Here is a 25,334-nt window from a genome sequence, read left to right as displayed (position 1 = left end):
TTTAGCCCCTTTTGCCCACAAACACACCCATGTCTACAAGGCGTGCAGAGTAGCCCCATTCATTATCATACCAAGCCAAAACTTTTACCATGTCGCCACAGATAACTTGTGTTGTATCAGGGACAAATATAGAACTTGCAGGATCACTCATAAAATCGCTTGAAACGCGGTATTCATCGTCGATTTTGATTAAATTTTTAAATTCATTAAGACTTGCTTTTTTAAATGCCTCATTTACCTCTTCAACTGTCGTTTGTTTACCTAAAACAACCGTTAAATCAACAAGAGAAACATTTGGCATAGGCACGCGTATACTTTGTCCGTGCATCTTGCCAAGCAGGTGAGGCATGACTTTGCCTATAGCTTTTGCCGCGCCGGTTGTAGTTGGTATCATATTTGCAGCAGCAGCACGAGAGCGGCGGAAATCCTTACCCTTAACATCAAGTATGCTTTGTCCGTGAGTGTAAGCATGGATCGTAGTCATCAAACCCTTTTGTATACCAAACGCACTATCAAGAATCTTTACTACAGGCGCTAGGCAGTTTGTAGTGCAACTTGCATTTGATATGATCGCTTCATTTTTATAATCATCGGTGTTTACGCCGATAACGTAAGTTGGTGTGTCGTCTTTTGCCGGTGCGCTCATAACGACTTTTTTAATACCGTTTTTAATAAACGGTTCGCATTTTTCTGAAGTCAAATTTGCTCCGGTACATTCAAGAACGACGTCTGCGCCACATCCGGCAAAGTCAAGCTCATTTGCATCTCTTGTAGAATAAACTTTTATCTTCTTTCCGTCAACCTCTATGCAATCATCACTAACAACCTTAACATCGTGCTTAAATTCCCCATGCACAGTATCAAATTTCAACAAATATCTAGTCATTTCTCTTTTTGCGGTGTCGTTTATTGCGACAAGTTCGCAATCATCGCGTTCTAAAATGATACGTGCAGCACATCTGCCTATCCTTCCAAAACCGTTTATAGCTATCTTAACCGACATTTCAGCTCCTTTAATTGAAGTAGTAACTGTAATTTTACAAAAAAAAGCTACAAAAAAAGCTAAATCAAGAAAAATAATTAAATTTTAAATATAATCACGATTTTAGTTTTTAAATTTAGATTAGAAACTGGGATTTGTGATATTTTATAGCTTGTTTTTAGCTTAATATGCTACAATCTACGAATTTGATTTTAAGGCAAGAGTTGAATATAGCATTTTTTGGCGGGAGCTTCGATCCTCCGCATTTAGGGCATGATAGTGTCGTAAAAATGGCTTTAAATGAGCTAAATATAGACAAGCTAGTCATTATGCCGACCTTTATAAGTCCGTTTAAGAGCGACTACTCCGCGCCTCCCGAACTTCGTTTAAAGTGGATAACAAGACTTTGGGGAGATCTTGATAAGGTTGAAATTTCAGATTTTGAAGTCAATAAGGCTCGTCCGGTACCTACCATTGAAACGATAGATCATCTTTATGAAAAATACGAAATTTCAAATTTATATCTGATAATCGGAGCGGATCATCTTGCAACGCTTGATAAATGGCATGATTTTACAAGGCTAAAAACACTTGTGAAATTTGTAATAGCAGAGCGCGATCACATAAATATACCGGAGAATTTGCAAAAAATGGGCACGCATGTAGACATTAGCTCATCGCAAATTAGACATTCGGAATGTTTAGAAAATTTGCCCGAAGTCTTAAAAGAAGAAATCATAAAATTTTATCAAGGAAAAAATATGGAACTTAGCATGCAACAACGCATAGAAAATATCGTGAAAATTTTAGACGAGAAAAAAGCCGAAGAGATACAAGTGTTTGATATGAGTGATAAGGATTATTTCGTAAAACAAGTCGTTATCGCGACAACAATGGGCGAGCGCCACGCATTATCGCTAACAGATGATCTAAAAGAGAAGCTTAAGCCACTTGGCGAGCAGTTTTTAGGTATAGAAAGCTCTGGCGAGTGGGTTGTCTGCGATCTTGGCGACATACTTTTACACCTTATGAGCCAACAATACCGTGCAAGATACAATATCGAAGAATTTTTAAGCAAGCTAAAAGAGCAACACAACTAAGAATTTAACTTTTGTCGCGTTTATAGTATTTAAATTTATAAACGCGATGATTTTTAAAAACTACAAGAAGCTAGTTTACCACCCTCAAAACCCTTTTTAAACCATTCCATGCGCTGTTTTGAGCTACCGTGCGTGAAAGAGTCGGGCACGACATGTCCTTGGTGCTTTTTTTGCAAAGTGTCATCACCAATTGCACTAGCTGCATTTAATGCCTCTTCAATGTCGCCGTCATCTAGAATTTGATATTTATTCATATAGTGCGCCCAAATTCCCGCATAACAGTCAGCTTGAAGTTCGACTTTAACCTGAAGTGCATTTTGCTCTACTTGTGAAACGCCTGATTTTTGTGACTGAATTTTATTTAGCGTTCCTACTAAATTTTGCACATGATGTCCGATTTCGTGAGCTATAACATAAGCTCTAGCAAAATCACCTCCCGCCTTATGCGTCTTTTCAAGTTCATCAAAAAAGCTTAGGTCAAGATATACTTTTTGATCCGCCGGACAGTAAAAAGGCCCTACTTGTGAGCTAGCAAAGCCACATCCACTAGAAACTTGCCCTTTAAAAAGCACTAAATTTGGCTCCACATATGAAGCTTTATACTCTTTGAAAATATTCGCCCATACATCTTCTGTTTCTGCCAAAACAGCAGAAACAAAGGCAAAATTTTCTTTCTCCTTTGGATCATCTATGGCTTTACTTTGAGTTGTGGCGGCTCCTTGGTCGATAAGAGCAAGAGGGTCGTAACCCATAAAATAGGCCACAACACCGATAACTAGCACTATGCGTCCGATCTTTGAACCCATCAAAAATCTGATAATAGATACAAGCGCACCAAACGAACCAGCGCTACTTACTTGTGAATTTGAACGTCTATCTTCGACATTTGAGCTTTGTCTGCTATCTTGCCATTTCATATTTATCCTTTATTTTTGGCGATTGTATCAAAAAACGACGCTTTTTTAGATAAACCTGACAAATTTAGTCTTTAAAAATAGCTCTAAAGAAATTTAAATCAAGTATAAGCGAATGCGAAAATGCGTCTATTACGATACCCTCATAATTATTTTTATCATCAAGCAAAATAGCCCCGTAATCCTTTAATCGCAAATTTATAACTTCTTGCTCGCTATCATTTCTCCATTTCATCAGCTCTTGTCTGCTTGTAAATGCAGGAAAATAGCTCTTGTCGTTTTCGTCATCACTAAGTAGGGCAAATTTGATGTTTGACCCCTCTTCTTCATAAACCGCACTTCCGTCAGGCTTTGCAAGCGGTGCAGCAAGTATAACCGGGGCTAGAAATTCAGCCTTTTTTAGCTCGTTTATTAGACAAATTTCATTATCCTTTGTTGGTTCATTTTTAAAATTTTCAATAGCTTTAATCAAACTCAAAGTATCTCCTAAAAAATAAATTTAATATACGAAAAGCAAAATACAAACAGCCAGGCAAACAGCAAAGCTGCAAGCAAGAATGGCTTAAAGCCCATGTTTGCAAATGTATTTTTATTTAGCCCAAAACCAAGTGCACACATGGCTGCACAAAGTAAAAAAGTAGCAAGATGATTTATAGCGGTAAGTAAAATTTCAGGGACAGCAAAGAGAGAATTTATACAAACCGCTGCAAAAAAGTATAGCGCAAAATACGGAAACACACTCATTTTACCGCTTTTGTTTGAACGAAAAAATATAGACAAAACGATCAAAAATGGCACCAAAGTAAGCACTCTAAGCATTTTTACGATAACAGCACTAGCTTTTGCACTCTCTGAAATATTTGCTCCAGCAGCGATAACATGAGCAACCTCATGAAGTGAAGCACCGGTAAATCTTCCCATCATATCTGCATCAAAACCAAGCAATCCAACTTTAAAAATAAACGGATAAACAAACATGCCTATCGTTCCAAACAGCACAACAGTGCATATAGCACTTGCCGTATCTTGCTCGCTTGCCTTTATCGTGCTTGCACTCGCCATAACGGCAGCCGCACCGCATATAGCGCTACCAGAGCCGATAAGCGCACTCAAACTCTTGCTAAGACCAAGCCACTTGCCTATAAAGATCGCAAGTGCAAATGTCGAAAATACAACCAAAGCAACAAATAAAATACCATAAATTCCAAGCTCACTAATACTATCAAAACTTATACGAAAGCCAAAAAGTATGATACCAAAGCGCAAAATTTGCTTTGTGGCTATACTCAAAATTCCTGTTTTTTTAAGTGTATTAGAACTTTTAGGGGAAAAATTTACCACCATACAACCAAATAACACAGCGACCATAAGTGGACTAAGATGAAATGTGCTAAAAGGTGGAAAATGTGATATAAAAATAGCTAAAATAGCCAGAAAAAACAGACACAGCCAAGCAAATTTAAACTCAAAAATATGCTTTAGTGTCTGTTTCATTTCTCGCTACATGCGCTCTTTTGCAGTTATACCCATAAGAGTTAGAGCTGTTCTTATGCTAAGCGCAACAACCGCAAAAAGCTTAAGCAAAACATCTTCGTTTTGACTTCCTATAACGCGGTTTTCATTATAAAATTTGTGGAAATTCGCACAAAGCGATTTTAGATAATCAGGCAACTTTTGCAAAGCTCTTTGCGAGTAAGCATCTTCTAAAATTTCATTTAAAGTAAGCGCTTCAAAAAGCAAATTTTTACCGCTATCATCAAGCAGATCAAGCGATGCATCTATAACATCGGTAACACTTTTTTGTGCCTTACCAAATACTTGATTTATCCTTGCGTGAGCGTAGTTTATGTAAAAAATAGGGTTTGAACTATCTTCTTTTTTAAGCTCATCTACGTCAAATTCAAGACTACTCGTGTTTGCTTTACTTATAAAAATAAACCTTAAAGCATCAGCTCCAATCTCAGCGGTAATGTCGCTCATAAGTATGGCGTTACCAGCACGTTTGCTCATCTTATACGGCTTGCCGTCTTTTAGCAAACTAACCATTTGCATAAGTAAAATTTCAAGGCGATTTTCATCATAACCTAAGAAATTTATAGCAGCTTTTAGGCGAGCTATATACCCGTGATGATCAGCTCCCCAAATATTTAAAAACTCATCATATCCACGTTCAAATTTATCATTATGATAAACTATATCACCTGCTAGATACGTAGGCCTGCCGTCATCTCTAACAACGACACGATCATTATCATCGCCAAGTTTTGTAGAAGCAATATAAGTTGCTCCGTCCTTTTTATACATTTGATTTGAGCGTTCTAATTTTGCGATAGTTGCCTCTAGCTTATCGTAATACGACCTTTCGCTAGCCCAATTTTTAATAAAAATATTTGCATCCGATAGATCTTTTTTGATGATATCTAGCACTATATCTTTGCCAAATTCCGCTAGATCTAAATTTTTACTCTCGTCTGTAAAAATTTCTTTGCCGAATTTTTCAAGTGCAGCTTTTGCGATATCTTCTATATAATCGCCACGGTAGTATTTTTCAGGGTATTCTACACTCTGACCAAGTAGATTTTCACGAGCCCAAAGTGAAATAGAGGTACCAAGTAGGTCTATTTGATTGCCCGCGTCATTTATGTAGTACTCGGTTTGTATATCGTAGCCTATATATCTTCCGATACGAGCCAAAGTATCGCCATAAACCGCTCCTCTAACATGACCTATGTGAAGCGGACCAGTGGGATTTGCGCTGATGTATTCGATCAATAAGCTTTTATCTTTAGGTTTTGAGGAGGCAAAATTTTCTCCATCTTGCAAAGCCTTGCTTGCGCAAGAGTCCAAAAATTCGCCCTTTAATTTAAAATTTAAATACCCATTAACCGCACTAACCTCAAAAAGATCATTGTCTTTAAATTTATCGGCAAATTCTTGTGCTATAGCCATAGGCGAACGCTTAAGCTCTTTTGCCAAAGAAAAGGCCAACGGTGTAGCATAGTGGGCTAAATTTTTATCTTTTGGTTTTTCAAGAACAAAATCGCGTCCGATAATCTTTAAAATTTCAGATTTTACTATCTCTTTCAACTTCTAAAGCCTATGCGTTTTTGCTCTCTGTTTTACTCTCGCTAACCTTTGCGTCAACGACATCTTCTTCTTTTTTCTCAACTTTTTCTACAGGCTTATCATCTTCCATTTCAGCCTTAAAGCTTTTGATACCCTTACCAAGACCTTTTGCAAGCTCAGGAATTTTTTTAGCACCGAACAATAAAACGATAATAGCAAGTATTATTAACAACTGTTGAACACTGATACCCATCTTTTCTCCTTAAATTAAAAGCGTGATTTTAGCATAAATTTTAAATTTTAACAATCAATCCAATTATCGATCGTTTCACGAAGATTGATATTTGTACTTTTTAAACGCATAGCCCGAACGATAGACTTTAACCCGCGATAACTTTTTTCTATATTATCATTTATTAAAAAATAATCATACTCCAAAATGTGTTCCATCTCGCCGACTGCGTTCATTAAACGGTTTTCTATAGTTTCGGGACTGTCGGTATTGCGCTTTTCAAGACGTTTTTTTAGCTCTTTTTTATTTGTGGTAGTAACAAAAACAGATGTTATCTCGGACTTAAATTTCTCTCTTGCTATGGCAAATCCTTGCACGTCTATATCAAAAACAACGATGTTCCCACGCTCAAGCTGCTCTTTTACCGGCTTTAAACTTGTGCCGTAGTAGTTTTTATGAACCTGCGCCCATTCTAAAAATTCATCTTTTTTTATACCGTCTTCAAATTCTTCTTTGCTTATAAAATGATAATGAACACCGTCTATTTCGCCGTCTCTTATGGCTCTTGTTGTGCTTGAGATAGAAAAATAAAGCCCTTTTTCCTCCTTAAAGAGCCTGCTTAAAAGAGTGCTTTTACCACAGCCGCTAGGACCGCTGATGAGTAAAATTTGACCCTTCACTACTTCTCCTCAAAGCTTATATTTATCTTTATATTCATATCTTTTAAGGCTTCTTTTAAAGCACTGTCATTTAACGATTTTTTTATCTGTTCGGTTATCTTTTGACTAAGTTCAGCTTTTATATCTTGTGTTTGCTCTTTAGGTTCACTAAGGCTATCTTGCTCACTTTTAGCTCCGTCAAGCCCAAATGCTTTCATCATTAATGCCTGGTCTATCTCATTAATATCATGTATCTCTTCTATGTTTTCTTGTGTGACTTCACTCACTTCTTCCCCAATCTCATCAGCTAAAAGCTCATCCTCTTGCAGCTCGTCTTCTTGTATTAAATTTTCATCAATTTCAGGCTCTTGTTTTGACTCTACATCTTTTTTAGAATCTGTAAATTCTTCGTCTAGTTCTTGCGTGTCCAAACTATCAAGCAAATCATCAATAATGTCATCTTTTGGCTCATTATCCTCATCTTTGCCGACATCTTCACTGTCGCTTTCACTCATATGATCTATCTCGTCAACCAAAGAACTTAGCTCATCTATCTCATTTACATCTTCTACGTCTTCTTCTTTTTCTTCGCTCAAATCTTCGTCCAATAAATTCTCTTTTGCCTCTTGCATTTGACTTAGCTCTTCATTTAAAAAAGTATCATCAAGCTCTTCTTGCTTTTCTTTAACGTCTTTTATATCTTCTGATTCACTAAATTCATCAAGCTCGTCAAGACTATCAAGATTATCCTTGCTAAGTTCTTCTAGCAAGTTGTTGTCTTCTTCGCTTGGCAGATCTTCATCTTCGTTTATGCTATCTAAATTTAAATCATTCAAATCGAGATCTTCAAAATTTTCCAAATCATCATCAGGCTTATCTTTATGCTCCTCGTCTATACTAGGCAGCTCAAAATCATCAAAGCCTCCAAGCTCATCAGGCATACTAAGATCATCTTCAAAATCATGAAATTTAGCACTATCTTCTACATGAGTAACCGGCTTGGCATTTGACGTAGTCTCTTCAAACAAGCTTATAAATTCAGTAGGTAAAAACGGTTTTTCAAGATAAGCATCGGCAAATTCCGGTTTTTGACTGCCGCGAGGAACAAGCGCGATAACGCTATTTGAGTGCTGGCTTAAATCAACATCTAAAATTTCAATATCACTGTCGATCACGATACAGTCAAATGACTCTTGAAGCTCTAAAATATCATCAATCTCGTCATAACCGACTCCGATTTTATTTAAACTTAGTGTTATCAAACGTGAAACAGCCGGATTTTTATTTATAAGCGCAACCCTCATCATCTCTCCTTTAAACCTAAATCTAATATTTTATGATATTTTTCATTGCTCTTTTCTTAATTTTAAAAAAACAGGGTAGGCAGATCGTTAATAACTCTTAAAGCAATATCGCTAATCATCTTCATAACACCTGCCAAAATCGCAATCAAAACAACAAAACCGATAGTAACTTTTATCGGATAGCCAACGACTAAAAGGTTAAACTGTGGCATTGTCTTCATGAGCATACCAAATATCACATCAGACAGTAAAGAAAGCGCGATAATAGGAAATGCCAAGATAAATCCAAACATAAACAATTCAGAAAAAATTTTAATCATATAGTGCGCGATCTGGGCTCTTGGATAAAAGTCGCCAAGCGGAATTTGCGCTAAAGAAGAGGCGTAAAACTGCAAAATCAAATGATGCCCGTCAAAAAACAAAAACGTCATAAGTGCCATGAAATTTAGTATATTAGCAATAACTGCCGAATTTATACCGGTTTGTGGGTCAAGCACAGTCGCCATCGAAAAGCCCATAACCATAGATATTTGCTCGCCAGCCATGTGAAGCATGCCAAAAACGATATTTAACAAAGCTCCAGCACAAAGCCCAAGCATGAGTTCGCTTAAAATATCTAAAACTAAAAAATTTATGGCATGATCATGAACATGAGACATAGGAAAGAGTACTATCGTTAAAAGCATGGCAAAGACGGTTTTTGCAGTTAGAGGAATTTGATTATGCGAGTAAAACGGAAAAAATACGATAAGTCCGCTAAGGCGTGCGAAAAGCAACATAAATGTTATAACGCGATCCGCGCCTAAAAATTGAACTAACTCCATTTTGCTCTTTTTTAAAATTTTTATGTGATTTTAGCGTTTTTTGCGTTTTGTTTGGATAAATTTTAAACTTTAGCGGATTGAAATTTAACTTAATATGACCAGTTTGTGCTTTAAATTTAAAGAGAAATTTTTAAAAGTTGTTTGTTCTCAAGATGATATGAGTGGTCGCATTTTGCGGCTAGCTCGTTATCATGAGTTACCAGTACGAGGCTCGCATCATTTGACTTTATGTATTCAAAAAGAACATTCATCACATCATTTGCGGTATCTTTATCTAAATTCCCTGTTGGCTCGTCTGCATAAATTATACGTGGTTTTTTACTTAGCACCCTTGCAATACTAACACGTTGTTGTTGTCCGCCGCTTAGTTCGCCAACTTTATGGTTTAGAACATGTGAAATTTTAAGTGCATCAAGATAGCTTTTGTCGATAGGCTCGTTTGACAAAATGCTTGCTAGCTCGATATTTTCTAAAGCACTAAACCCCTTAAAAAGATAGTGAGCTTGAAAAATGATACCAAAGTCAAATCTACGAATTTTTATAAGTTCATTTTGCGATAGTGAGTAAAGCGACTTGCTGCCGTATACAACTTCGCCAAAATTTGGCTTTAAAAGTGTGGACAGAATGTGAAGAAGGGTTGATTTACCACAACCGCTAACTCCAAGTATAGTGGTGCTTTCGCCAGAGTTTAATTCTAAATTTATATTATCAAAGAGCGTATAATCATACGCAAAGCCTAGATTAGACGCTCTTAAAATTTGCATTTTAGCCGATTTGAGCTGCAACTTCTGCAGCAAAATCATCAACTTTCTTCTCCAAACCTTCGCCAAGTTCAAAGCGAACGTATTTTACGATCTCAATCTTACCGCCGAGTTCAGCACTTTTTTCCGCTATAACTTGCTCTACGGTTTTTTTATCATCCATTACGTAAAATTGTCCAAGAAGTGTTAAACGTTGATCAAGAACAGTATTATCGGCATAGAATCTATCTATCTTGCCAGGTATGATTTTGTCCCAAATTTTTTCAGGCTTACCTTCAGCTTTTAATTCGTTTTCTATATCTTTTTTGGCTTTTTCAAGCTCTGCTTCACCGATTTGGCAACGGCTTGCATACTCAGGGATATGGTGAAGCGGTTTGCCTAAACGTTTAAGCTCATCATTTTCTTTTTCAAGCTCTGCGCGAAGCGCTATAAATTCTTTTTCTACAAATTCCTTATTGAGATCTTTGTAGCTTATCACGCTTGGCTTCATAGCAGCTGCGTGCATACATAAATTTCTTATAAATTCTTGTGCTTTTGCTGCAACAGTAGCGTTCTCGCAAGCTGCTCCGATTAAAACACCAACACGTCCGTTTGAGTGAACGTAGCCGTTTACAACGCCGTTTGCATCAGCAGTGATAGTTTCAAAGCGTCTAACAACTAGGTTTTCACCGATAGTTGCGATCTGACCTTTGAAATATTCTTCAAATTTTACGCCGTTGATTACGCTTGAATTTAAAGTCTCTACGTCTTGTATAGATTTAGCTTGGATATGAGCAGTAGTGTCTTTTGTTAAAGCCTGAAATTGTGGATTTCTAGCAACAAAGTCGGTCTCAGAGTTGATCTCGCTAATAGTTGCAGCTTTACACTCAGCACATACTTCAACACTAACAAGACCCTCGCTTGCTAGTCTGTCGGCTTTTTTAGCAGCCTGACCTAAGCCCTTTTCACGTAAAATATCAACGGCTTTTTCCATATCGCCGTTTGCTTCGCCAAGAGCTTTTTTGCAATCCATCATGCCAGCTCCAGTGCTTTCACGGAGCTCTTTAACCATTTGTGCAGTGATTTCCATTACTCTTCATCCTCCGCAAAATCTTCTTCACTAACAGCCTCAGCTACAACTGCGTCTTTTTCGTCTTGGCTAACTTCTTCTTTTACATTTTCGTCAGCATCTTGCTCAAGCAGTGCTTTGCCTTCATTTATAGCTTCAGCCATCTCTTGGCAGAAAAGTTGAACAGAGCGGATCGCATCGTCGTTGCCAGGGATTGGATAATCAACAACATCAGGATCGCAGTTTGTATCGATCGGAGCGATAACAGGCATTTTTAAGCGGTTTGCTTCTTGAACCGCGATTTTCTCTTTAACAGTATCAACAACAAATATCATATCCGGTAAATTTTTCATATTTCTAATACCGCCTAGAGTTGCGATTAGTTTCTCTTTTTTGCGGCGTAGCATTAGAGCTTCTTTTTTAGTTAGAAGGTTAATAGAGCCGTCTTCTTCCATAGCTTCGATTACTTCTAGTTTGCGGATTGATTGGCGGATAGTTCCGAAGTTTGTCATCATACCACCTAACCAGCGATGATTTACATAAGGCATACCGCATTTTTCAGCATACTCTTTTATAGCTTCTACAGCTTGTTTTTTAGTACCTACAAAAAGGATAGTTTTACCTTCAGCTGCCGCGTCACGAACGATGTTGTAAGTATAGCGGAAGTAGCGGATAGTTTTTTGTAGATCTATAATATAGATACCTTTTCTCTCGCCAAAAATGAATTTTTTCATCTTTGGGTTCCATCTGCGTGTTTGGTGTCCGAAGTGAACGCCGCACTCTAACAAATCTCTCATAGTTACCATTGTGGTTCTCCTTGTGGGCTTTGCCCGAAATTTAGGTTTTTCCTCCACACCCTTTAACGACATTTTAAAGATGTCGCAACCAAATTTTAGGATTGATGTGTGTGAATTAAAGGTTGGATTATACTTAAAAATTTATAAATTTAAGCTAAATTTTATTGCCAAGTTGCTTGTTTGGCATTGCAAATGACTTGTTTAAGGCTTTATAAAATTCATATATTCTGTTTTTACTTTAATGGCATTTGATGATTTTATTTTAAAATCCAATAGCTTATTTCTAATTACGAGCATATCTTTGATTATCTCTTCGTTAGAAACATGTTCACTAAAGAGTGTTTGGATTATCAATGTTTTAAAATATTAATAAAAGTTTTGGTAAGCAATAATCAAATACAAAAATATTGCTAAAACATGATTGCGTTCAGGATCTTTTTGTTGAAAATACGGTTTTGCGTAATAGACTATGCCTTTATTTGAAAAAGTTTTTATAATAGACACTGTTATTTTTGATTTCATTTAACATAAAAAGCTTATTCTCTTTAAAATATGCAATAAATTTTTTATCAACGATCTCATAAATCCAGTATTTTACATTGTCGCTTATTATTTTATAACTTTGTCTTAAAAAATAATTATAAAGTTTAGTTATCTATAAAGTTTCATCACCTAATTTGGTGCACATAGAATTTAATGCGAAGTGTCCGTATTTTATTTGTGATCTCTGCTAATTACTTAACTGAATTTCCTCTTCTATTTTCATTAATTTTACGAAAATTTCTTCTATGCTATCGCGCTCGTTTTGACTAAGAGTAAATTTTTGAGAAGCAAGCAAAGTCTTGAGCATAGCTTCGTTTTCAAGTGCCTCTATATCAAATTTCTTTGCATTTTCGATTATCTTAGCAACTCTTGGATCTTTTATAACAAAACTTTCATATCCCATTTTATCCCCTCATCATAACAAATCCGGCAAAACGTCCCGTTACGCCCTCTCTGCGATATGAAAAATACCTCTCGTCACAGTGTGTGCAGCTTGGCTCAAATTTAATCTTAGTTATGCCAAGGCTTGATATCTCGTCATGCAGCGCCATGTTCATATCAAATTTATCATTAAATTTATAACGACCAAACTCACCAAGATCAATGCCTTTTACCTCGTAGCAGCTGCCTTTTATATTTGCTCCGACAAAAACTTCCAAATTTATAGCTTCGCAACCAAAATTATTTTTCATTAAATTTATAGCTTTGGTGCAAATTTTTTTCATCACCCCGGCGCGCCCTGCATGTATAACGCAAATCACTTCACAAACAGGGTCTATGATCAAAATAGGAGAACAATCGGCCGTCATTACGCAAAGTGCGGTATTTTTTAGAGTTGTTATAACTGCATCACAGGGGGTTAGCTTTTGATCTTTTGAGGTTAAAATTTCAACTTTGTCTGAGTGAATTTGCTCCATAAAGATCAAATCACCCAGCTTGACACCAAGAAAATTGGCCAAAATTCCACGATTTTTAAGCACGCATTCTTTATCATCTCCAACATGTAAGGCTAAATTTAACCCGGTATACGCACCCTTGCTAAGTCCGAATTTTTTGGAAGTAAAACCGAGCAAAAAACGGTCGTCATCTATTTCAAATTTCATTGACGTCCTTTCAAATTTACTTACTCGGTCTTAACTAATACAAGCTAGCAATGTGATCTATCTCATCCCAGCTTGGTTTGGATTTGAAATTTAACTGATGAGCGATATATCTTGCCAGCAAATCGCTTTCGATATTTACGCGTCTGCCAACTTTAAATTTACCAAATAAACTATCTTGAAAAGTAATAGGGATCACTGTAAGACGAACGCCGTTTTTTAGCGTTTCGTTTATCGTCAGGCTTACTCCTTCTACACAAATACTACCCTTGTTTGCCATAAGAGGCATCATACTATTTGGTAAATTTATATAAAAATCAACGCCATTTTCGTGTTTGGTGATTTTATCTATCGTGCCTATCGCGTCGATATGTCCTTGAACCAAGTGCCCATCCACTCTGTCACTTAGTCTCATGGCTGGCTCTATATGAACCTCTCCTTTTAAATTTTCAACAGCTATATGCGATCGTGTTTCAGCGCTAAGCTCTACGCTAAAACCGCCGCTAAAAATATCCACAACGCTAAGACAAGCACCATTAACGGCTATACTATCGCCCAAATTTGGGACATGTTTTGCCTTTAATGTAAGTTTATTATCTTGATAGCTAATAACTTCGGCTATCTCCCGAATCAATCCGTTAAACATTTATCCTCTTTTAAGAAATTGGATAATTATAGCAATTTATGTATAAGATATATATAAGAAAGAAAAAGGATGTTATTTTATGAGATATAAGAGAAATTTATACAGATGTATAAATTTACTCTTCATATGCTCCAACGGATAAAATTTTATCCATTCGTCTTTGTATTAACTCATCAACGCTTAGTTTTTCAAGCTCGCTAATTTGTGTAATAAAATAATCAGCAAGAGCTTTTGCAACGGTGTCTTTATCTCTGTGAGCACCATTTATCGGCTCGTCTATCACGTCATCTATGAGTTTTAAATTTTTAAGATCGTCGGCTGTAATTCTCATCGCTTTTGTGGCATGCTCTTGCTTACTTGGATCATTCCAAAGTATCGCAGCACAACCCTCCGGCGATATAACAGAAAAGACGGAGTTTTTCATCATGGCAAGTTTATCCGCTACTCCGATAGCTAAAGCACCGCCGCTTCCGCCCTCGCCTATAACGACTGCTATAGTTGGGGTTTTTAAATTTGCAAACTCATAAAGATTTCTTGCGATAGCCTCACTTTGACCGCGCTCCTCAGCCCCTACACCAGGATATGCACCCGGTGTGTCTATGAGAAATAGTATAGGAAGGTTAAATTTTTCAGCCATTTTGGCTACCCTTAGAGCCTTGCGGTATCCCTCTGGATGTGGCATACCAAAATTGCGTCTAAGCTTATTTTTAGTTCCGCGTCCTTTTTGTTCGCCGATAACTACTACTTTTTTGCCACCTATATATCCAATATAACAAACTATTGCAGGATCATCGCGATAAGCTCTATCACCATGAATTTCATAAGCATCAACAAGCATAAATCTAATATAATCAATAGAATAAGGGCGGTCAGGATGTCTAGCTAGTTGCAAACGTTGATATTCGTTTAAATTTTTATAAACTTTTGAAATTTCTTTTTCCAAATTTTTATTTAGAATTTCGACTGCGTGCTCATCGCCCTTTATTCTAGCGCTTGCTATATCATCGTCAATTTGCTTAATGCTTTTTTCAAAATCCAAATAGTTTGACATAATTACAACTTTTTAAATATTACAACACCGTTTGTCCCGCCAAAACCAAACGAGTTGCTCATCGCAACATTAATGTCGGCTTTTCTGGCAACATTTGGAACATAATCAAGATCACAATCCGCATCAGGTGTTGTGTAGTTAATAGTCGGAGGCATTATGCCATCACGCATTGCCATTATTGAAATTACAGCCTCAATGGCTCCTGCAGCACCTAAACAGTGTCCTATCTGACCCTTTGTTGAGCTAACGGGCGGAACATTTGCCCCAAAAGCTTGTTTTAGCGCAGCTGTTTCGTTTTTATCATTTACCGGAGTTGATGTTCCGTGTGCATTAATATAATCAACCCTAATATCATCTCCAGCCATGCTAAGAGCTTGTTTCATTGCACTTAATGGACCCTCAAGAGAAGGTGATGTGATATGATGAGCATCGCCGCTCTCGCCGAATCCTACAAGTTCAGCATAAATTCTAGCTCCTCTTGCCTTAGCACTTTCATACTCTTCAAGCACAAGTGCACCGGCACCCTCACCCATAATAAAACCGTCGCGATCTGCGTCAAACGGACGTGAAGCTTTAGCTGGATCGTCATTTCTTGTAGATAGAGCTTTCATCGCTGCAAATCCACCAACTCCAACACCGCAAATAGTCGCTTCAGCACCGACCACAAGCATACCCTTTGTTTGTCCTACAAGTATGCACTTTGCGGCTTGAGATATAGCGTGTGTTCCTGCAGCACAAGCTGTTACGCTTGACAGGTTAGGTCCCTGTAAGCCGTGGTTAATAGAAACCATGCCACCAAGCATATTTACAAGAGCTGATGGGATGAAAAATGGTGAAATTCTCTTAACGCCTTTTTCGGCAAGAGTAACTGAGTTTTTTTCTATATTCGGCAAACCGCCTATGCCGGCAGCTGAGCTAACACCAAATTTTGACGCATCAAAATCGCCCAAATTTGCGTCTGCCATGGCTTCATTTGAAGCTTTTATACCAAGCTGTATGAAACGGTCGGCTTTTTTTACCTCTTTGCCGTCAAGAACAGTAAGAGGATCAAAGTCGGTTATTTCAGCAGCGATCTGAACCGGAAAATCACTCACATCAAACGACGTAATGCGTTTTACGCCAGTTTTGCCTTCGCAAATAGCTTTAAAAGAACTTTCTTTATCAAGACCAAGCGAGTTGATCATGCCAATACCTGTTACTACGACTCGTTTCAATACATCTCCTTATACAAAAACTTTTTTGGCGAGGTTAATTACTTTCCAAGTTTTTCTATGTAATTTACAACGTCAGAAATACTAATAAGCTTCTCAGCCTCAGTATCAGGAATTTCTACTTCAAATTTCTCTTCAAGAGCCATAACTAACTCAACAACATCAAGTGAATCTGCGCCTAGATCTTCGATAATTTTAGACTCTAATTTTACTGCCTCAGGATCTACGCTAAGTTGCTCTACAACTACTTCTTTTACTTGATCAAAAACTGCCATTTTAATTCTCCTTATAAAAAATGTCCGATATTTTAATATATTTAAGCTTAAATTAGCCTACATGTAAAGTCCGCCGTTTATTTTTAAGACTTCTCCGGTTGTGTAACTTGCGTAGTCACTTAGTAAAAACGCCACGCCGTTTGCAACATCTTCGGCACTTCCTAATTTCTTCAAAGGTATATTTTGTATGTAATTTTCTTTTACTTCATCGCTTAAAACAGCTGTCATTTCAGTCTCGATAAATCCAGGAGTTATGGCATTAAAGCGAACATTACGGCTCGCACCCTCTTTTGCGAAACTCTTTGTCATGGCTATCATTCCGCCCTTACTAGCAGAGTAGTTTACCTGCCCTGCATTACCCATTTCACCAACTATTGAAGCGATATTTACTACTGCACCGAAGCGTTTTTTGCTCATCACTTTTAAGGCCTCTCTTGAGCCTATAAAAGATGAGGTTAAATTTGCGTCTATTACGCTTGTAAAATCCTCTGTTTTCATTCTTAATGCAAGTTTGTCGTTTGTAATGCCTGCATTATTTACAAGATAGCTTAGCTCGCCGTCACTATCAACTATCAAATTTATACCTTTTATAAATTCATCTTCGTCAGTAACGTCAAATTTAATAACTGCAGCATCGCCTCCGCTAGCTATTATCTCATCTTTAAGCGCGTCTGCTATTTCCGGTTTTGAACGATAATTTATCCAAACTTTTAGACCCATGCCGGCTAGCACTTTAGCTATTTGAGCACCTATACCGCGGCTTGCGCCGGTTATTAATACATTTTTACCTGAAAATTTCATTTTTATCCTTTTTTATGATTTATTCTTATATCAAATTCCGAGTTTATCAGCTTTTCATAAATTTAAAATAACTTAGACAAAACAAACACCAAAGCTACAGCTAAAATATAGCCTCATCCATCTCTTGCGGTATTTTTAACCCCATTAGTTTTAGCACACTAGGAGCGATATTGCTTAATCCCATGCCCTCTTTTAGCTCATCAACCCCATGCGCCAGCACAAAGCAAAATACATCAAATGTCGTGTGATTTGTCAACATGTCGCCGTTTTCATCTCTCATAGCTTCGCAGTTGCCGTGATCGCTGATTTGGATATAAGCATAGTCTTTTTCTTTAGCTTTTGAGATTATCCTACCCAAACACTCATCAACTGCCTCAACAGCTTTTATCGCCGCATTGATATCGCCTGTATGTCCGACCATATCGCCGTTTGCAAAATTTACAACGATAAAATCCTGCTCGTCATCCATCCCTTTTAACACGGCTTCACAAACCTCATTAGCGCTCATTTGAGGCTTTTCATCGTATGTTTTTACCTTTGGACTAGGAACTAAAATCCTGGTTTCGTTTTTTACAAGTTCCTCAACTCCTCCATTAAAGAAAAACGTTACGTGTGCGTATTTTTCAGTTTCTGCTGTATGAAGCTGTCTTAGTCCTGCATCGGCGATAACTTCGCTTAATGTATTTTTTAAATTTTCTTTAGGGATTAAGATCGGGAAGTTAAAATTTGCATCATACTGGGTCATTGTAACTAAATTTTTAACTAAAATTTCACGCTCAAAGCCGTCAAAATTCTCCTCGCCAAAAGCACTTACAAGCTCGCGAACCCTATCATTTCTAAAATTTATAAATATTACTCCATCATCTTTATCGATACCCTTAAAGCCATTAAATTTAACAGGTTCGATAAACTCGTCCGTGATATTTTCTTCATAACATTTTGCGATATATCGGCTAGGTTTTGCCTCGCAAATTTTCTCGCCAGCCCCCATATACACATCATACGCTCGCTTAACGCGATCCCATCTTTTATCTCTGTCCATCGCGTAAAATCTTCCACAAACAGTCGCTACGGTAAATTTATCTTCGATATTTTTAACAAACTCACTCCCGCTCATAGGTAAAACATCACGTCCGTCGGTAATGATATGCGCGAAAACTTCACAACCGCTATCTTTAGCAAGAGCACAAAAATAGTCAAAATGAGCAAGATGAGAGTGAACTCCACCGTCGCTGTAAAGTCCGATTACATGGATATTTTTGCATTTTTTAAATAATTTTTGTAGCTTTTCATTTCTTGCAAAGTCACCGTTTTTGATCGCAAGGTCTATTTTGACTAAATTTTGATATAAAATTCTTCCACTTCCTATAGTCATGTGTCCGACTTCGCTGTTTCCCATTTGCCCTTGCGGAAGTCCAACAGCATGCCCGGATGTTTTTATTAAAGTATTTGCGCTATTTTTAAACAACCAATCAAAAGTCGGCTTTTTTGCACTGCTAAAGGCATTAAATTTATCGCTTGGATTGTAGCCTATGCCGTCGGTTATCACAAGTACTGTTTTTTGAGCCACACTGCCTCCAAATTTTATAATTTTTTTAACGACATTATACTAAAATTACCATTTTTTATAATTAAAGGCATAAAATTTGTTCTATTATATCTACGAGCTTATAAATTTAAATTTCTTCCAATACCTTACCGTTCGCGCAGGGATGTCGTTTTTTATCTCATTTACGCTAACCATTTGGCTTATGCCTAAATTTATCCGTTGGGCTAGAGCAAAAAATGCAAACCAGCCGATCTATGAGCTTGCTCCGCAAAACCATCAAAAAAAAGGCAAAACACCGACAATGGGCGGACTTGTTTTTATATTTACGGCAGTTGTAGCAAGCCTGCTTTGTGCTAGATTAGAAAATATCTATGTAATAGTAAGCTTGATAACTTTGATCGGTTTTTGCGCGATAGGCTTTGATGATGACTTGGGTAAAATTTTAGGCGCTCAAAACCATGCAGGCATGAAGCCTCGCGTAAAAATGCTCTGCCTTAGCACACTTGCGCTAGTAGTCGCTTCGATACTATACTTTGCAAGCGATATCGGCGCTGAACTTTTTGTGCCGTTTTATAAATTTCCTATGTTAAATTTGAGCTTTTTTGCCATATTTTTCTGGTCATTAGTCATCGTAGCCACTTCAAATGCGGTAAATTTAACCGACGGTCTTGATGGGCTAGCAACCGTTCCTAGTATATTTTCACTTCTTACCCTAGCCATCTTCGCATACCTTAGCGGACATGCGCTTTTTAGTTCGTATTTATTTTTACCAAAGATCGCAAATTTAGGAGAAGTTATCATCATCGCTACCGCTTTGATCGGCTCTTTACTTGCGTTTTTATGGTATAACTGCTACCCTGCACAAGTGTTTATGGGAGATAGCGGAAGCCTAAGTATAGGCGCATTTATAGGGCTGATGGGCGTAATGAGCAAGAATGAATTTTTACTCATCATTATATGTTTTGTATTTTTTATAGAAACGCTAAGCGTTATTTTGCAAGTTGGAAGTTTTAAAATTTTTAAAAAGCGAATTTTTCTCATGGCGCCGATCCATCACCATTTTGAGATAAAAGGCTGGGTAGAAAACAAGATCATCGTTAGGTTTTGGATCATCGCGCTTTTAGCAAATATCATCGCGCTAATCGCAATCAAGCTAAGATAAATTTATCGACTAAGGAATAAGAGTGAAAAAGAGCTTATTTGGCTACGGCGGAACGATAAAAGCTATCGCAAAAAGCGGTGACTGGGACATTTATGACGATAAATTTAACTGCTGTATGGAGGATGAATTTGGCAACAAGCTGCTACCAGCAAGTGCTTTTGATCCATCTTTTAGCGAACTTGAGATAACTTCTCCAGGTATTGCACCAAACAACGAGCTTATAAAAAAAGCCAGAAATTTAATAAGCGAATATGATTTTTTCGCTTCTAAAATGCCTTTTAACATCTGGATAAGCGGCACAAACGGCAAGACAACTACAACAAAAATGATGCAACACTTGCTTGAGAAATTTGGCTCGCAAATGGGTGGAAACGTTGGAACTCCGTTGGCCGACTTAAGCCTTGACGCAAAAATTTGGATACTTGAAACAAGCTCATTTACCATACACTACACAAACGTAGCAAAGCCGGATATTTACGTGCTTTTGCCCGTCACTCCCGATCATTTAAGCTGGCATGGAAATTTTAATGAGTATGAAAAATCCAAACTAAAACCTTTTGGCATGATGAGTGAAAACGGCGTTATCATATCTCCTAAAATTTATGCCAAAACACCGACAAAAGCGCATGTTATAAGCTATGAAAACGAATTTGACTTAGCTAAATTTTGCAACATCAATATAGATGATATAAAATTTAAAACACCGTTTTTAACAGACGCCCTTTTAGCTCTTTGTGTAGAAAAAATTCTACTAGATCGCTGCGACGTAGAACTGCTAAACAAATTTACTATAGAAAACAACAAGCTTGAAGAACTTTATGATAAAAGCGGTAGACTTTGGGTAAACGATACGAAAGCTACAAATATTGACGCTACGATACAAGCTTTAAAGCGATATGAAAATCACAAGATCCACATAATACTTGGCGGTGATGATAAAGGCGTGGATATGAATCCTGTTTTTGAAGTGTTAAGTAACGCAAATGCCGAAATTTACGCCATAGGCTCAAATACAAACAAAATGGTCTCCTTAGCAAACAAATTTAATATCACGGTTCATAAATGTGAATTTTTACAAAATGCAGTTAATGAAATTTCAAAAAATATGCAAATTGGCGAAGTCGGGCTCTTAAGCCCCGCATGCGCGAGTATTGATCAGTTTAAAAGCTATGCCGAGCGAGGAGATAAATTTAAAGAATTTATAGCAAATTTTACAAATGATTAAAAAATTATATAAATTTGGCATGGTTTAAACATATTTTAAATTTAAAAAGCTATAATTAGATTTCTTTTTTACTACCGGTGGTTGGATAGCTCAGTCGGTAGAGCAGCAGACTGAAAATCTGCGTGTCGGCAGTTCGATTCTGCCTCTAACCACCATTTCTTTATACATTATAATCTTTTGGTAAATATTGCACCTCAAAACAATCTTCTATCTATCGTGGTCTACGCCAGATGATACACTTGTGCTATAAGTAAATTTAGATCGTAAAGTTCTCACCAAAACTGCACCTCATGTGGCTTTTCAAACAAAAGTCCCTCTTTTTTCATCTTTTCTCTATCCATTTTTATTTTTATAGATGAAAAGATAGCATTCATATCACGCCTAAAATCATCAAAAACATCGTTGCCTACGATATAGCTATACTCATATGACACCAAAAGAGATTTTGGTTCGCCATTTTCTTTGTAAAAGCTACAGTATGTCTCATATTGCTTAGTTTTAATCGTTCTAGTTTTTGTAGAGGCACTATGTATAAATTCGCGACTTTTAAAAGTTCTACACTGCATACCATCTATATAACTAACAAAAGCTTCTTCAAATGTTGCATAGCTAAATTTAATTTACCTTTTGTGTTTTGTGTATCTATCCTAAATTTTTCAATATTGGTTTTATCTAAATATAGCTCACTACTAAGTCTATTAATTTTTTCTACAGATAGTCGCATTTTTTCTACTATCTTGTCTTGTATCTTTCTGCGTAAAACTATAACATCCTTATACTTTATATTGGTTATCAGGCGCTCAAAAGATACACCATTATAACCTGGAGGAGACACGGATATTATACTATTGTCACTATAGATTATGGTATTATCAACAGTAACAAATATATCATCGTTGTCAGTATCTACACCAATTATGCTACAACCACTGAAAAATAGACTTAAAAATAAAATTATTTGTATCCGCATCGAACCCCATCCCCCTTATCATTAATATATTGCTGACAAATATACTCACTATGTGGCGAACCATCTGTAAATAACCTGCCAATATTGATAAAATTTAGCCTATCGCCAAGAGTTGCCTTGCCATTATTCCCACTATTTCCACCAAGTCCTTCTCCCACAAAGTCTCCTTTTTTTGTATATGTACCAGAGTATATAAATTAATTATTGCCTGTATTGCTATTTGCAAGATTGATAGTTTTTTCCATTTCACTTCTGCCTACAGGAGACCCAAAAGATACAATTGTATGTTCTCCATTATTAACATCAAACCCTCCATTATCTATCTTCCATTTTATTCCGCTATTAGTTAATGCATTTGCTTGTGAGTGATTAGCAAAGTTGCTTCCAGCATCACCCCTTGCACCAATCACATCACTATAAAAATTACCAGTCTGCTTTGCCATACCAGTTGTTCCGCCAAATTTATCAACAGTAGCTTCAAATAAATCACCTAAAAATCCATAAGATGGATTGTAATTAACGGTAAGTTCAATCGCATCCTCACGGATGTTCCAAGATCCAGTTTGTTGTAGTCCATTTTTTATAGCTTCTCCGGCATTATTCATCATGCCGTTTGTAAAATTTTGAAATGTAGCTGTATTTTTTGAAATTTCCACTGGTTTTTAGAAATATAAAGAGTATTTAAATTTTTTTCAAATTTTGCTTTATCATTTTTGCTCAATGATTTATAGTATTCGCTATCTTTAAATTTAATAAAATCATCTTTGTTTGATATAAATTTTTCAGATTTATCATTAACTATTTGAAGTAATTTTCTAGAATTATCCTCAATGCCAGTTAATATAGGTATTTGCGCCAGTATACCACCTTTATTTTCATTTGTAGGTAAAATACCAAGACTGGCGCAGCCTATTAAAATTCCAAGTATAACCAAAGATGGCTTCTGCTTTATTATAGCTATTCTCATTAGGTAGGGTTTTTGCTATGGTGGCCATATTTTTATTCATTTCTCTATACTCTTTTTCTATCTCATTTCTACCTTGTCCACTAAACAGCCTCATATCCACACCAGCATCCACACTAGATGCTAGTGATGAGCTATATAGCTCTTTGTTTATACTGGCTGTATCTCTGTTTAGTCTAGTTGTATCATCTGAGCTATCTTTGTCTTTTATGACTAAGCTACCCTCTCCTATGGTAGCTAGTGTCTTGGTTGCCTCATAGCTTAGGTTTCTACTGTTACTGTATGATAGTGATGATATCTTAGAGTTTGCATTAGTATCTTTGTTGTTTATTTCTTGGTTTGTTTGATTATTTGTGTTATTTTCTTTGTTATTGCTACTATTTGAATTTGCTAGTGCATAGTTGGCTGCTAAGCTTAAAGCTGTTTCTTTTTTATAGCTTGTGTTTGATAAATTCTCATAGGCTAGAGCGTTAGTAGTTAAATTTAGGTTTTGATTATCTATAAAGATAGTTTGTTTATTGCCGTTCTCGTCTATTATGGTTTTATATTCACCTGCTGCTATTAGTGAGCCTTTTAGGTGAGTGTTATTGGTTGTATTTATATTTACTTCATTAGCCGTTATACTTGATAGTACCGTTTGTTTGGTTATGGTGCTTGATCTATTTAAAGATAAATTTGCATTAGCATTTGATAGTTTTGTATTATCATAGCTTGCTAGGTTGTTTGATCCCCGCTAAATCCTATACCCGCTCCTATACCCATGCCTTTTTCATTAGATGTATATCTATCTCTTAGGCTCTCTAATATTAGGTTTTTTGTGTGTAAATTTAAAGCATATAAGGTTGCGTCACTTAAAACAACTCTCTCAAACAGCTCCTTACTTAACATCTCGCTGTTATATGATTTATTAGCAAGCTCCCATTCGTTTATTATCTCATCTTTTATGGTTTGCATATCAACACTTAAGTCAAAAGTCCTATCTCCACAACTCCCGCAAGTTAAATTTAACACATCGGTGTATTGCTCAAATCTTGTTTTAATGACGCTTTGCGAGAAGTTGTTTAGGTTGTTTGCTTTTATGTTTAAATGATTAGCGGCGATGATATTTGAGTTTGTTAGGTTGCTAATAAAGCCTGCAAATAAGCTCATATCATTGGAGCTTGAAATCAAAGCACTATCTTGATTAGATATGGTTTTAGCAGAGTTTAGTTGCAACTCATCCTTGGCTTTAATGGTGTTTAAATTTATAATATCTCCGTTTGCATTAATGCTTATCTTACTTGCGCTGATTATACCGGCATTATTTACACCTACGCCATCTTTAGTAGCTATGATATTTATCTTATTGGCATACATTCCTCCAAGAGATGAGCTATCTATAGATATACTTGGCATACTAGACGACGAAGATGAAGTTGGCCGTATTTTATTAAACAACCTATCTTTATCGCTTATTACCATATCATTTGTGGATATCAAATTTAACTCATTTGAGTGTATAGAGCTTGCTATACTTATAGTGTTTGCTATGATATTAGTGTAATTGCTTGACGTATCATTTAAGCCTTGATCTTTTATTACAATCTTGCCTTGCATTGGATTAGAAGCGTTTAAGATCGGGGTTAAATTTAGTGATTTTAGATCGCCTGCGTTCATGTGCAACTTGGCCGTAGCAAATGAAGAGGAGCTTGCGTTTATTATGTTTAGTCCATTTATACTTATACCGCTAGGATTTGCTATAAGCAAGTCAGCCCTCTTTCCTGCTATCTCTAAATTTCCTTTTAGCAAAGAAGGATTGCTTGAGTTTACTTGATTTACTATCAAATTTGCATAACCGCCGTTTAAAAACGGATTTGCATTTACAAAGCCTGCTATACTAGTGTTAGCTCCATTTACGGAGTTATTTAAAACCGTGCCGCTATTAGGAGTATTAAATCTAGTATACTCATCAAATGATATGCCTTTATTATTAGGAGTTACAATATTTACTATAAAGGCATTATTGCTTGATTTTGAAATTGCCGGCTGATTAGATTGCGAGGCAGATTTATCGGGGATGATTTGAGCTAAGATTTGCGAAATAAATAACGATATGATAATAAAAATACAAGATATGATTGAGAAAATTTGTATTAAATTCACCTAATGCT

At 36.6% G+C, this 25,334-nt stretch carries 30 protein-coding genes and 1 tRNA gene; 5 read left to right on the top strand and 26 right to left on the bottom strand.

The window, feature by feature from the left end; translation table 11 throughout:
• Window position 1: 1 nt before the first annotated feature.
• Window positions 2-1,003, bottom strand: a complete 1,002-nt coding sequence (gene gap, locus CCAL_RS01515) for a type I glyceraldehyde-3-phosphate dehydrogenase (RefSeq protein ID WP_170015111.1) — start codon at window positions 1,001-1,003, stop codon at window positions 2-4.
• Between the two features lie 203 nt (window positions 1,004-1,206).
• Between gap and nadD the strand changes: the two genes are divergently transcribed.
• Window positions 1,207-2,082 (top strand): nicotinate (nicotinamide) nucleotide adenylyltransferase, encoded by an 876-nt coding sequence (gene nadD / locus CCAL_RS01510; RefSeq protein ID WP_170015113.1) that lies wholly within the window; start codon window positions 1,207-1,209, stop codon window positions 2,080-2,082.
• A 53-nt stretch (window positions 2,083-2,135) separates the two neighbouring features.
• On the opposite strand, the gene ypfJ is transcribed toward nadD, so the two are convergent.
• From ypfJ to gpmI, 19 genes are all read right to left on the bottom strand, one after another.
• A complete protein-coding gene (gene ypfJ, locus CCAL_RS01505; protein WP_170015115.1) occupies window positions 2,136-2,999 on the bottom strand; it encodes a KPN_02809 family neutral zinc metallopeptidase in 864 nt (287 codons plus the stop codon).
• 64 nt (window positions 3,000-3,063) lie between these two features.
• Window positions 3,064-3,474 (bottom strand): SseB family protein, encoded by a 411-nt coding sequence (locus CCAL_RS01500; protein WP_169937099.1) that lies wholly within the window; start codon window positions 3,472-3,474, stop codon window positions 3,064-3,066.
• 8 nt (window positions 3,475-3,482) lie between these two features.
• Complete coding sequence (locus CCAL_RS01495) at window positions 3,483-4,490, bottom strand: YeiH family protein (protein WP_169971839.1); 1,008 nt, start codon at window positions 4,488-4,490, stop codon at window positions 3,483-3,485.
• Window positions 4,491-4,496: 6 nt separating this feature from the next.
• Window positions 4,497-6,083, bottom strand: a complete 1,587-nt coding sequence (gene argS / locus CCAL_RS01490) for an arginine--tRNA ligase (RefSeq protein ID WP_170015117.1) — start codon at window positions 6,081-6,083, stop codon at window positions 4,497-4,499.
• A 10-nt stretch (window positions 6,084-6,093) separates the two neighbouring features.
• Window positions 6,094-6,315, bottom strand: a complete 222-nt coding sequence (locus CCAL_RS01485) for a Sec-independent protein translocase subunit TatA/TatB (RefSeq protein ID WP_169937094.1) — start codon at window positions 6,313-6,315, stop codon at window positions 6,094-6,096.
• A 47-nt stretch (window positions 6,316-6,362) separates the two neighbouring features.
• Window positions 6,363-6,974 carry a guanylate kinase gene (gene gmk / locus CCAL_RS01480; protein ID WP_170015119.1) on the bottom strand — a complete coding sequence of 204 codons (612 nt, stop codon included), beginning with the start codon at window positions 6,972-6,974 and terminating at the stop codon, window positions 6,363-6,365.
• On the bottom strand, window positions 6,974-8,257 hold the full coding sequence (locus CCAL_RS01475; protein ID WP_170015121.1) for a coiled-coil domain-containing protein: 1,284 nt from the start codon (window positions 8,255-8,257) through the stop codon (window positions 6,974-6,976). The genes gmk and CCAL_RS01475 overlap by 1 nt, the downstream gene beginning before the upstream one ends.
• A gap of 62 nt (window positions 8,258-8,319) precedes the next feature.
• On the bottom strand, window positions 8,320-9,081 hold the full coding sequence (gene fliR, locus CCAL_RS01470) for a flagellar biosynthetic protein FliR (protein ID WP_170015123.1): 762 nt from the start codon (window positions 9,079-9,081) through the stop codon (window positions 8,320-8,322).
• 116 nt (window positions 9,082-9,197) lie between these two features.
• Window positions 9,198-9,845: an ABC transporter ATP-binding protein gene (locus CCAL_RS01465; RefSeq protein WP_170015125.1), complete on the bottom strand. Its 648-nt coding sequence runs from the start codon at window positions 9,843-9,845 to the stop codon at window positions 9,198-9,200.
• Between the two features lies 1 nt (window position 9,846).
• Window positions 9,847-10,911: a translation elongation factor Ts gene (gene tsf, locus CCAL_RS01460; protein ID WP_170015127.1), complete on the bottom strand. Its 1,065-nt coding sequence runs from the start codon at window positions 10,909-10,911 to the stop codon at window positions 9,847-9,849.
• Window positions 10,911-11,696: a 30S ribosomal protein S2 gene (gene rpsB / locus CCAL_RS01455; RefSeq protein WP_170015129.1), complete on the bottom strand. Its 786-nt coding sequence runs from the start codon at window positions 11,694-11,696 to the stop codon at window positions 10,911-10,913. Before rpsB ends, tsf begins: the two co-directional genes overlap by 1 nt.
• Window positions 11,697-12,417: 721 nt before the next feature.
• Entirely contained in the window at window positions 12,418-12,633 is a 216-nt protein-coding gene (locus tag CCAL_RS01450; protein WP_170015131.1) for an acetyltransferase, read from the bottom strand.
• A gap of 1 nt (window position 12,634) precedes the next feature.
• Window positions 12,635-13,333 carry a peptidoglycan editing factor PgeF gene (pgeF, locus tag CCAL_RS01445; protein WP_170015133.1) on the bottom strand — a complete coding sequence of 233 codons (699 nt, stop codon included), beginning with the start codon at window positions 13,331-13,333 and terminating at the stop codon, window positions 12,635-12,637.
• Between the two features lie 34 nt (window positions 13,334-13,367).
• Window positions 13,368-13,976, bottom strand: a complete 609-nt coding sequence (locus CCAL_RS01440; protein WP_169937077.1) for a riboflavin synthase — start codon at window positions 13,974-13,976, stop codon at window positions 13,368-13,370.
• Between the two features lie 115 nt (window positions 13,977-14,091).
• A complete protein-coding gene (gene accA, locus CCAL_RS01435) occupies window positions 14,092-15,027 on the bottom strand; it encodes an acetyl-CoA carboxylase carboxyl transferase subunit alpha (protein WP_169971847.1) in 936 nt (311 codons plus the stop codon).
• 2 nt (window positions 15,028-15,029) lie between these two features.
• Complete coding sequence (locus CCAL_RS01430) at window positions 15,030-16,241, bottom strand: beta-ketoacyl-ACP synthase II (RefSeq protein WP_169937073.1); 1,212 nt, start codon at window positions 16,239-16,241, stop codon at window positions 15,030-15,032.
• 38 nt (window positions 16,242-16,279) lie between these two features.
• On the bottom strand, window positions 16,280-16,513 hold the full coding sequence (acpP, locus tag CCAL_RS01425; RefSeq protein WP_169937071.1) for an acyl carrier protein: 234 nt from the start codon (window positions 16,511-16,513) through the stop codon (window positions 16,280-16,282).
• Between the two features lie 57 nt (window positions 16,514-16,570).
• Window positions 16,571-17,314, bottom strand: coding sequence for a 3-oxoacyl-ACP reductase FabG (gene fabG, locus CCAL_RS01420; protein ID WP_169937070.1), 744 nt, complete (start codon window positions 17,312-17,314; stop codon window positions 16,571-16,573).
• Window positions 17,315-17,414: 100 nt separating this feature from the next.
• On the bottom strand, window positions 17,415-18,884 hold the full coding sequence (gpmI, locus tag CCAL_RS01415) for a 2,3-bisphosphoglycerate-independent phosphoglycerate mutase (RefSeq protein WP_170015135.1): 1,470 nt from the start codon (window positions 18,882-18,884) through the stop codon (window positions 17,415-17,417).
• 76 nt (window positions 18,885-18,960) lie between these two features.
• On the opposite strand from gpmI, the gene mraY reads away from it, so the two are divergent.
• The 3 genes from mraY to CCAL_RS01400 all read left to right on the top strand — a co-directional run bounded on the left by mraY (window position 18,961) and on the right by CCAL_RS01400 (window position 21,405).
• The gene (gene mraY / locus CCAL_RS01410) at window positions 18,961-20,025 is read left to right on the top strand and encodes a phospho-N-acetylmuramoyl-pentapeptide-transferase (protein ID WP_170015137.1); all 1,065 of its coding nucleotides are present in this window, start codon (window positions 18,961-18,963) and stop codon (window positions 20,023-20,025) included.
• A gap of 22 nt (window positions 20,026-20,047) precedes the next feature.
• Entirely contained in the window at window positions 20,048-21,250 is a 1,203-nt protein-coding gene (gene murD, locus CCAL_RS01405) for a UDP-N-acetylmuramoyl-L-alanine--D-glutamate ligase (RefSeq protein ID WP_170015139.1), read from the top strand.
• A gap of 79 nt (window positions 21,251-21,329) precedes the next feature.
• Window positions 21,330-21,405 (top strand) — tRNA-Phe (locus CCAL_RS01400).
• Window positions 21,406-21,522: 117 nt separating this feature from the next.
• Here CCAL_RS01400 and CCAL_RS01395 read toward each other — a convergent pair.
• From CCAL_RS01395 to CCAL_RS01375, 5 genes are read right to left on the bottom strand one after another with little or no spacing between them, the layout of a single operon-like run.
• Entirely contained in the window at window positions 21,523-21,816 is a 294-nt protein-coding gene (locus CCAL_RS01395) for a hypothetical protein (RefSeq protein WP_170015141.1), read from the bottom strand.
• 5 nt (window positions 21,817-21,821) lie between these two features.
• Window positions 21,822-22,220, bottom strand: coding sequence for a hypothetical protein (locus CCAL_RS01390; RefSeq protein WP_170015143.1), 399 nt, complete (start codon window positions 22,218-22,220; stop codon window positions 21,822-21,824).
• Window positions 22,205-22,378: a hypothetical protein gene (locus CCAL_RS01385; protein WP_169937494.1), complete on the bottom strand. Its 174-nt coding sequence runs from the start codon at window positions 22,376-22,378 to the stop codon at window positions 22,205-22,207. Before CCAL_RS01385 ends, CCAL_RS01390 begins: the two co-directional genes overlap by 16 nt.
• Window positions 22,379-22,417: 39 nt before the next feature.
• Complete coding sequence (locus tag CCAL_RS01380; protein WP_170015145.1) at window positions 22,418-22,825, bottom strand: hypothetical protein; 408 nt, start codon at window positions 22,823-22,825, stop codon at window positions 22,418-22,420.
• Window positions 22,825-23,187, bottom strand: a complete 363-nt coding sequence (locus tag CCAL_RS01375; protein WP_172285030.1) for a hypothetical protein — start codon at window positions 23,185-23,187, stop codon at window positions 22,825-22,827. The genes CCAL_RS01380 and CCAL_RS01375 overlap by 1 nt, the downstream gene beginning before the upstream one ends.
• A 584-nt stretch (window positions 23,188-23,771) precedes the next feature.
• On the opposite strand from CCAL_RS01375, the gene CCAL_RS09430 reads away from it, so the two are divergent.
• The gene (locus CCAL_RS09430; protein ID WP_257792137.1) at window positions 23,772-23,894 is read left to right on the top strand and encodes a hypothetical protein; all 123 of its coding nucleotides are present in this window, start codon (window positions 23,772-23,774) and stop codon (window positions 23,892-23,894) included.
• Between the two features lie 4 nt (window positions 23,895-23,898).
• On the opposite strand, the gene CCAL_RS01370 is transcribed toward CCAL_RS09430, so the two are convergent.
• On the bottom strand, window positions 23,899-25,326 hold the full coding sequence (locus CCAL_RS01370) for a filamentous hemagglutinin N-terminal domain-containing protein (RefSeq protein WP_170015151.1): 1,428 nt from the start codon (window positions 25,324-25,326) through the stop codon (window positions 23,899-23,901).
• Window positions 25,327-25,334: the final 8 nt, after the last annotated feature.

This window comes from Campylobacter sp. RM6914 (assembly GCF_004803835.1).
GTDB lineage: Bacteria > Campylobacterota > Campylobacteria > Campylobacterales > Campylobacteraceae > Campylobacter_A > Campylobacter_A californiensis.
This window is presented reverse-complemented; position numbering and strand designations above follow the sequence as displayed.

Bases quoted from the DNA above. Each gene is read 5' to 3' on its own strand.
- CCAL_RS01375 (WP_172285030.1), bottom strand. From the start codon at position 23,187: ATGAGAATAGCTATAATAAAGCAGAAGCCATCTTTGGTTATACTTGGA.
- CCAL_RS01450 (WP_170015131.1), bottom strand. From the start codon at position 12,633: ATGGGATATGAAAGTTTTGTTATAAAAGATCCAAGAGTTGCTAAGATA.
- accA (WP_169971847.1), bottom strand. From the start codon at position 15,027: ATGTCAAACTATTTGGATTTTGAAAAAAGCATTAAGCAAATTGACGAT.
- fabG (WP_169937070.1), bottom strand. From the start codon at position 17,314: ATGAAATTTTCAGGTAAAAATGTATTAATAACCGGCGCAAGCCGCGGT.
- CCAL_RS01380 (WP_170015145.1), bottom strand. From the start codon at position 22,825: ATGAATAATGCCGGAGAAGCTATAAAAAATGGACTACAACAAACTGGA.
- pgeF (WP_170015133.1), bottom strand. From the start codon at position 13,333: ATGAAATTTGAAATAGATGACGACCGTTTTTTGCTCGGTTTTACTTCC.
- CCAL_RS01485 (WP_169937094.1), bottom strand. From the start codon at position 6,315: ATGGGTATCAGTGTTCAACAGTTGTTAATAATACTTGCTATTATCGTT.
- CCAL_RS01495 (WP_169971839.1), bottom strand. From the start codon at position 4,490: ATGAAACAGACACTAAAGCATATTTTTGAGTTTAAATTTGCTTGGCTG.
- rpsB (WP_170015129.1), bottom strand. From the start codon at position 11,696: ATGGTAACTATGAGAGATTTGTTAGAGTGCGGCGTTCACTTCGGACAC.
- CCAL_RS01475 (WP_170015121.1), bottom strand. From the start codon at position 8,257: ATGAGGGTTGCGCTTATAAATAAAAATCCGGCTGTTTCACGTTTGATA.
- gap (WP_170015111.1), bottom strand. From the start codon at position 1,003: ATGTCGGTTAAGATAGCTATAAACGGTTTTGGAAGGATAGGCAGATGT.
- tsf (WP_170015127.1), bottom strand. From the start codon at position 10,911: ATGGAAATCACTGCACAAATGGTTAAAGAGCTCCGTGAAAGCACTGGA.
- fliR (WP_170015123.1), bottom strand. From the start codon at position 9,081: ATGGAGTTAGTTCAATTTTTAGGCGCGGATCGCGTTATAACATTTATG.
- acpP (WP_169937071.1), bottom strand. From the start codon at position 16,513: ATGGCAGTTTTTGATCAAGTAAAAGAAGTAGTTGTAGAGCAACTTAGC.
- CCAL_RS01465 (WP_170015125.1), bottom strand. From the start codon at position 9,845: ATGCAAATTTTAAGAGCGTCTAATCTAGGCTTTGCGTATGATTATACG.
- CCAL_RS01440 (WP_169937077.1), bottom strand. From the start codon at position 13,976: ATGTTTAACGGATTGATTCGGGAGATAGCCGAAGTTATTAGCTATCAA.
- CCAL_RS01395 (WP_170015141.1), bottom strand. From the start codon at position 21,816: ATGCAGTGTAGAACTTTTAAAAGTCGCGAATTTATACATAGTGCCTCT.
- ypfJ (WP_170015115.1), bottom strand. From the start codon at position 2,999: ATGAAATGGCAAGATAGCAGACAAAGCTCAAATGTCGAAGATAGACGT.
- CCAL_RS01390 (WP_170015143.1), bottom strand. From the start codon at position 22,220: ATGCGGATACAAATAATTTTATTTTTAAGTCTATTTTTCAGTGGTTGT.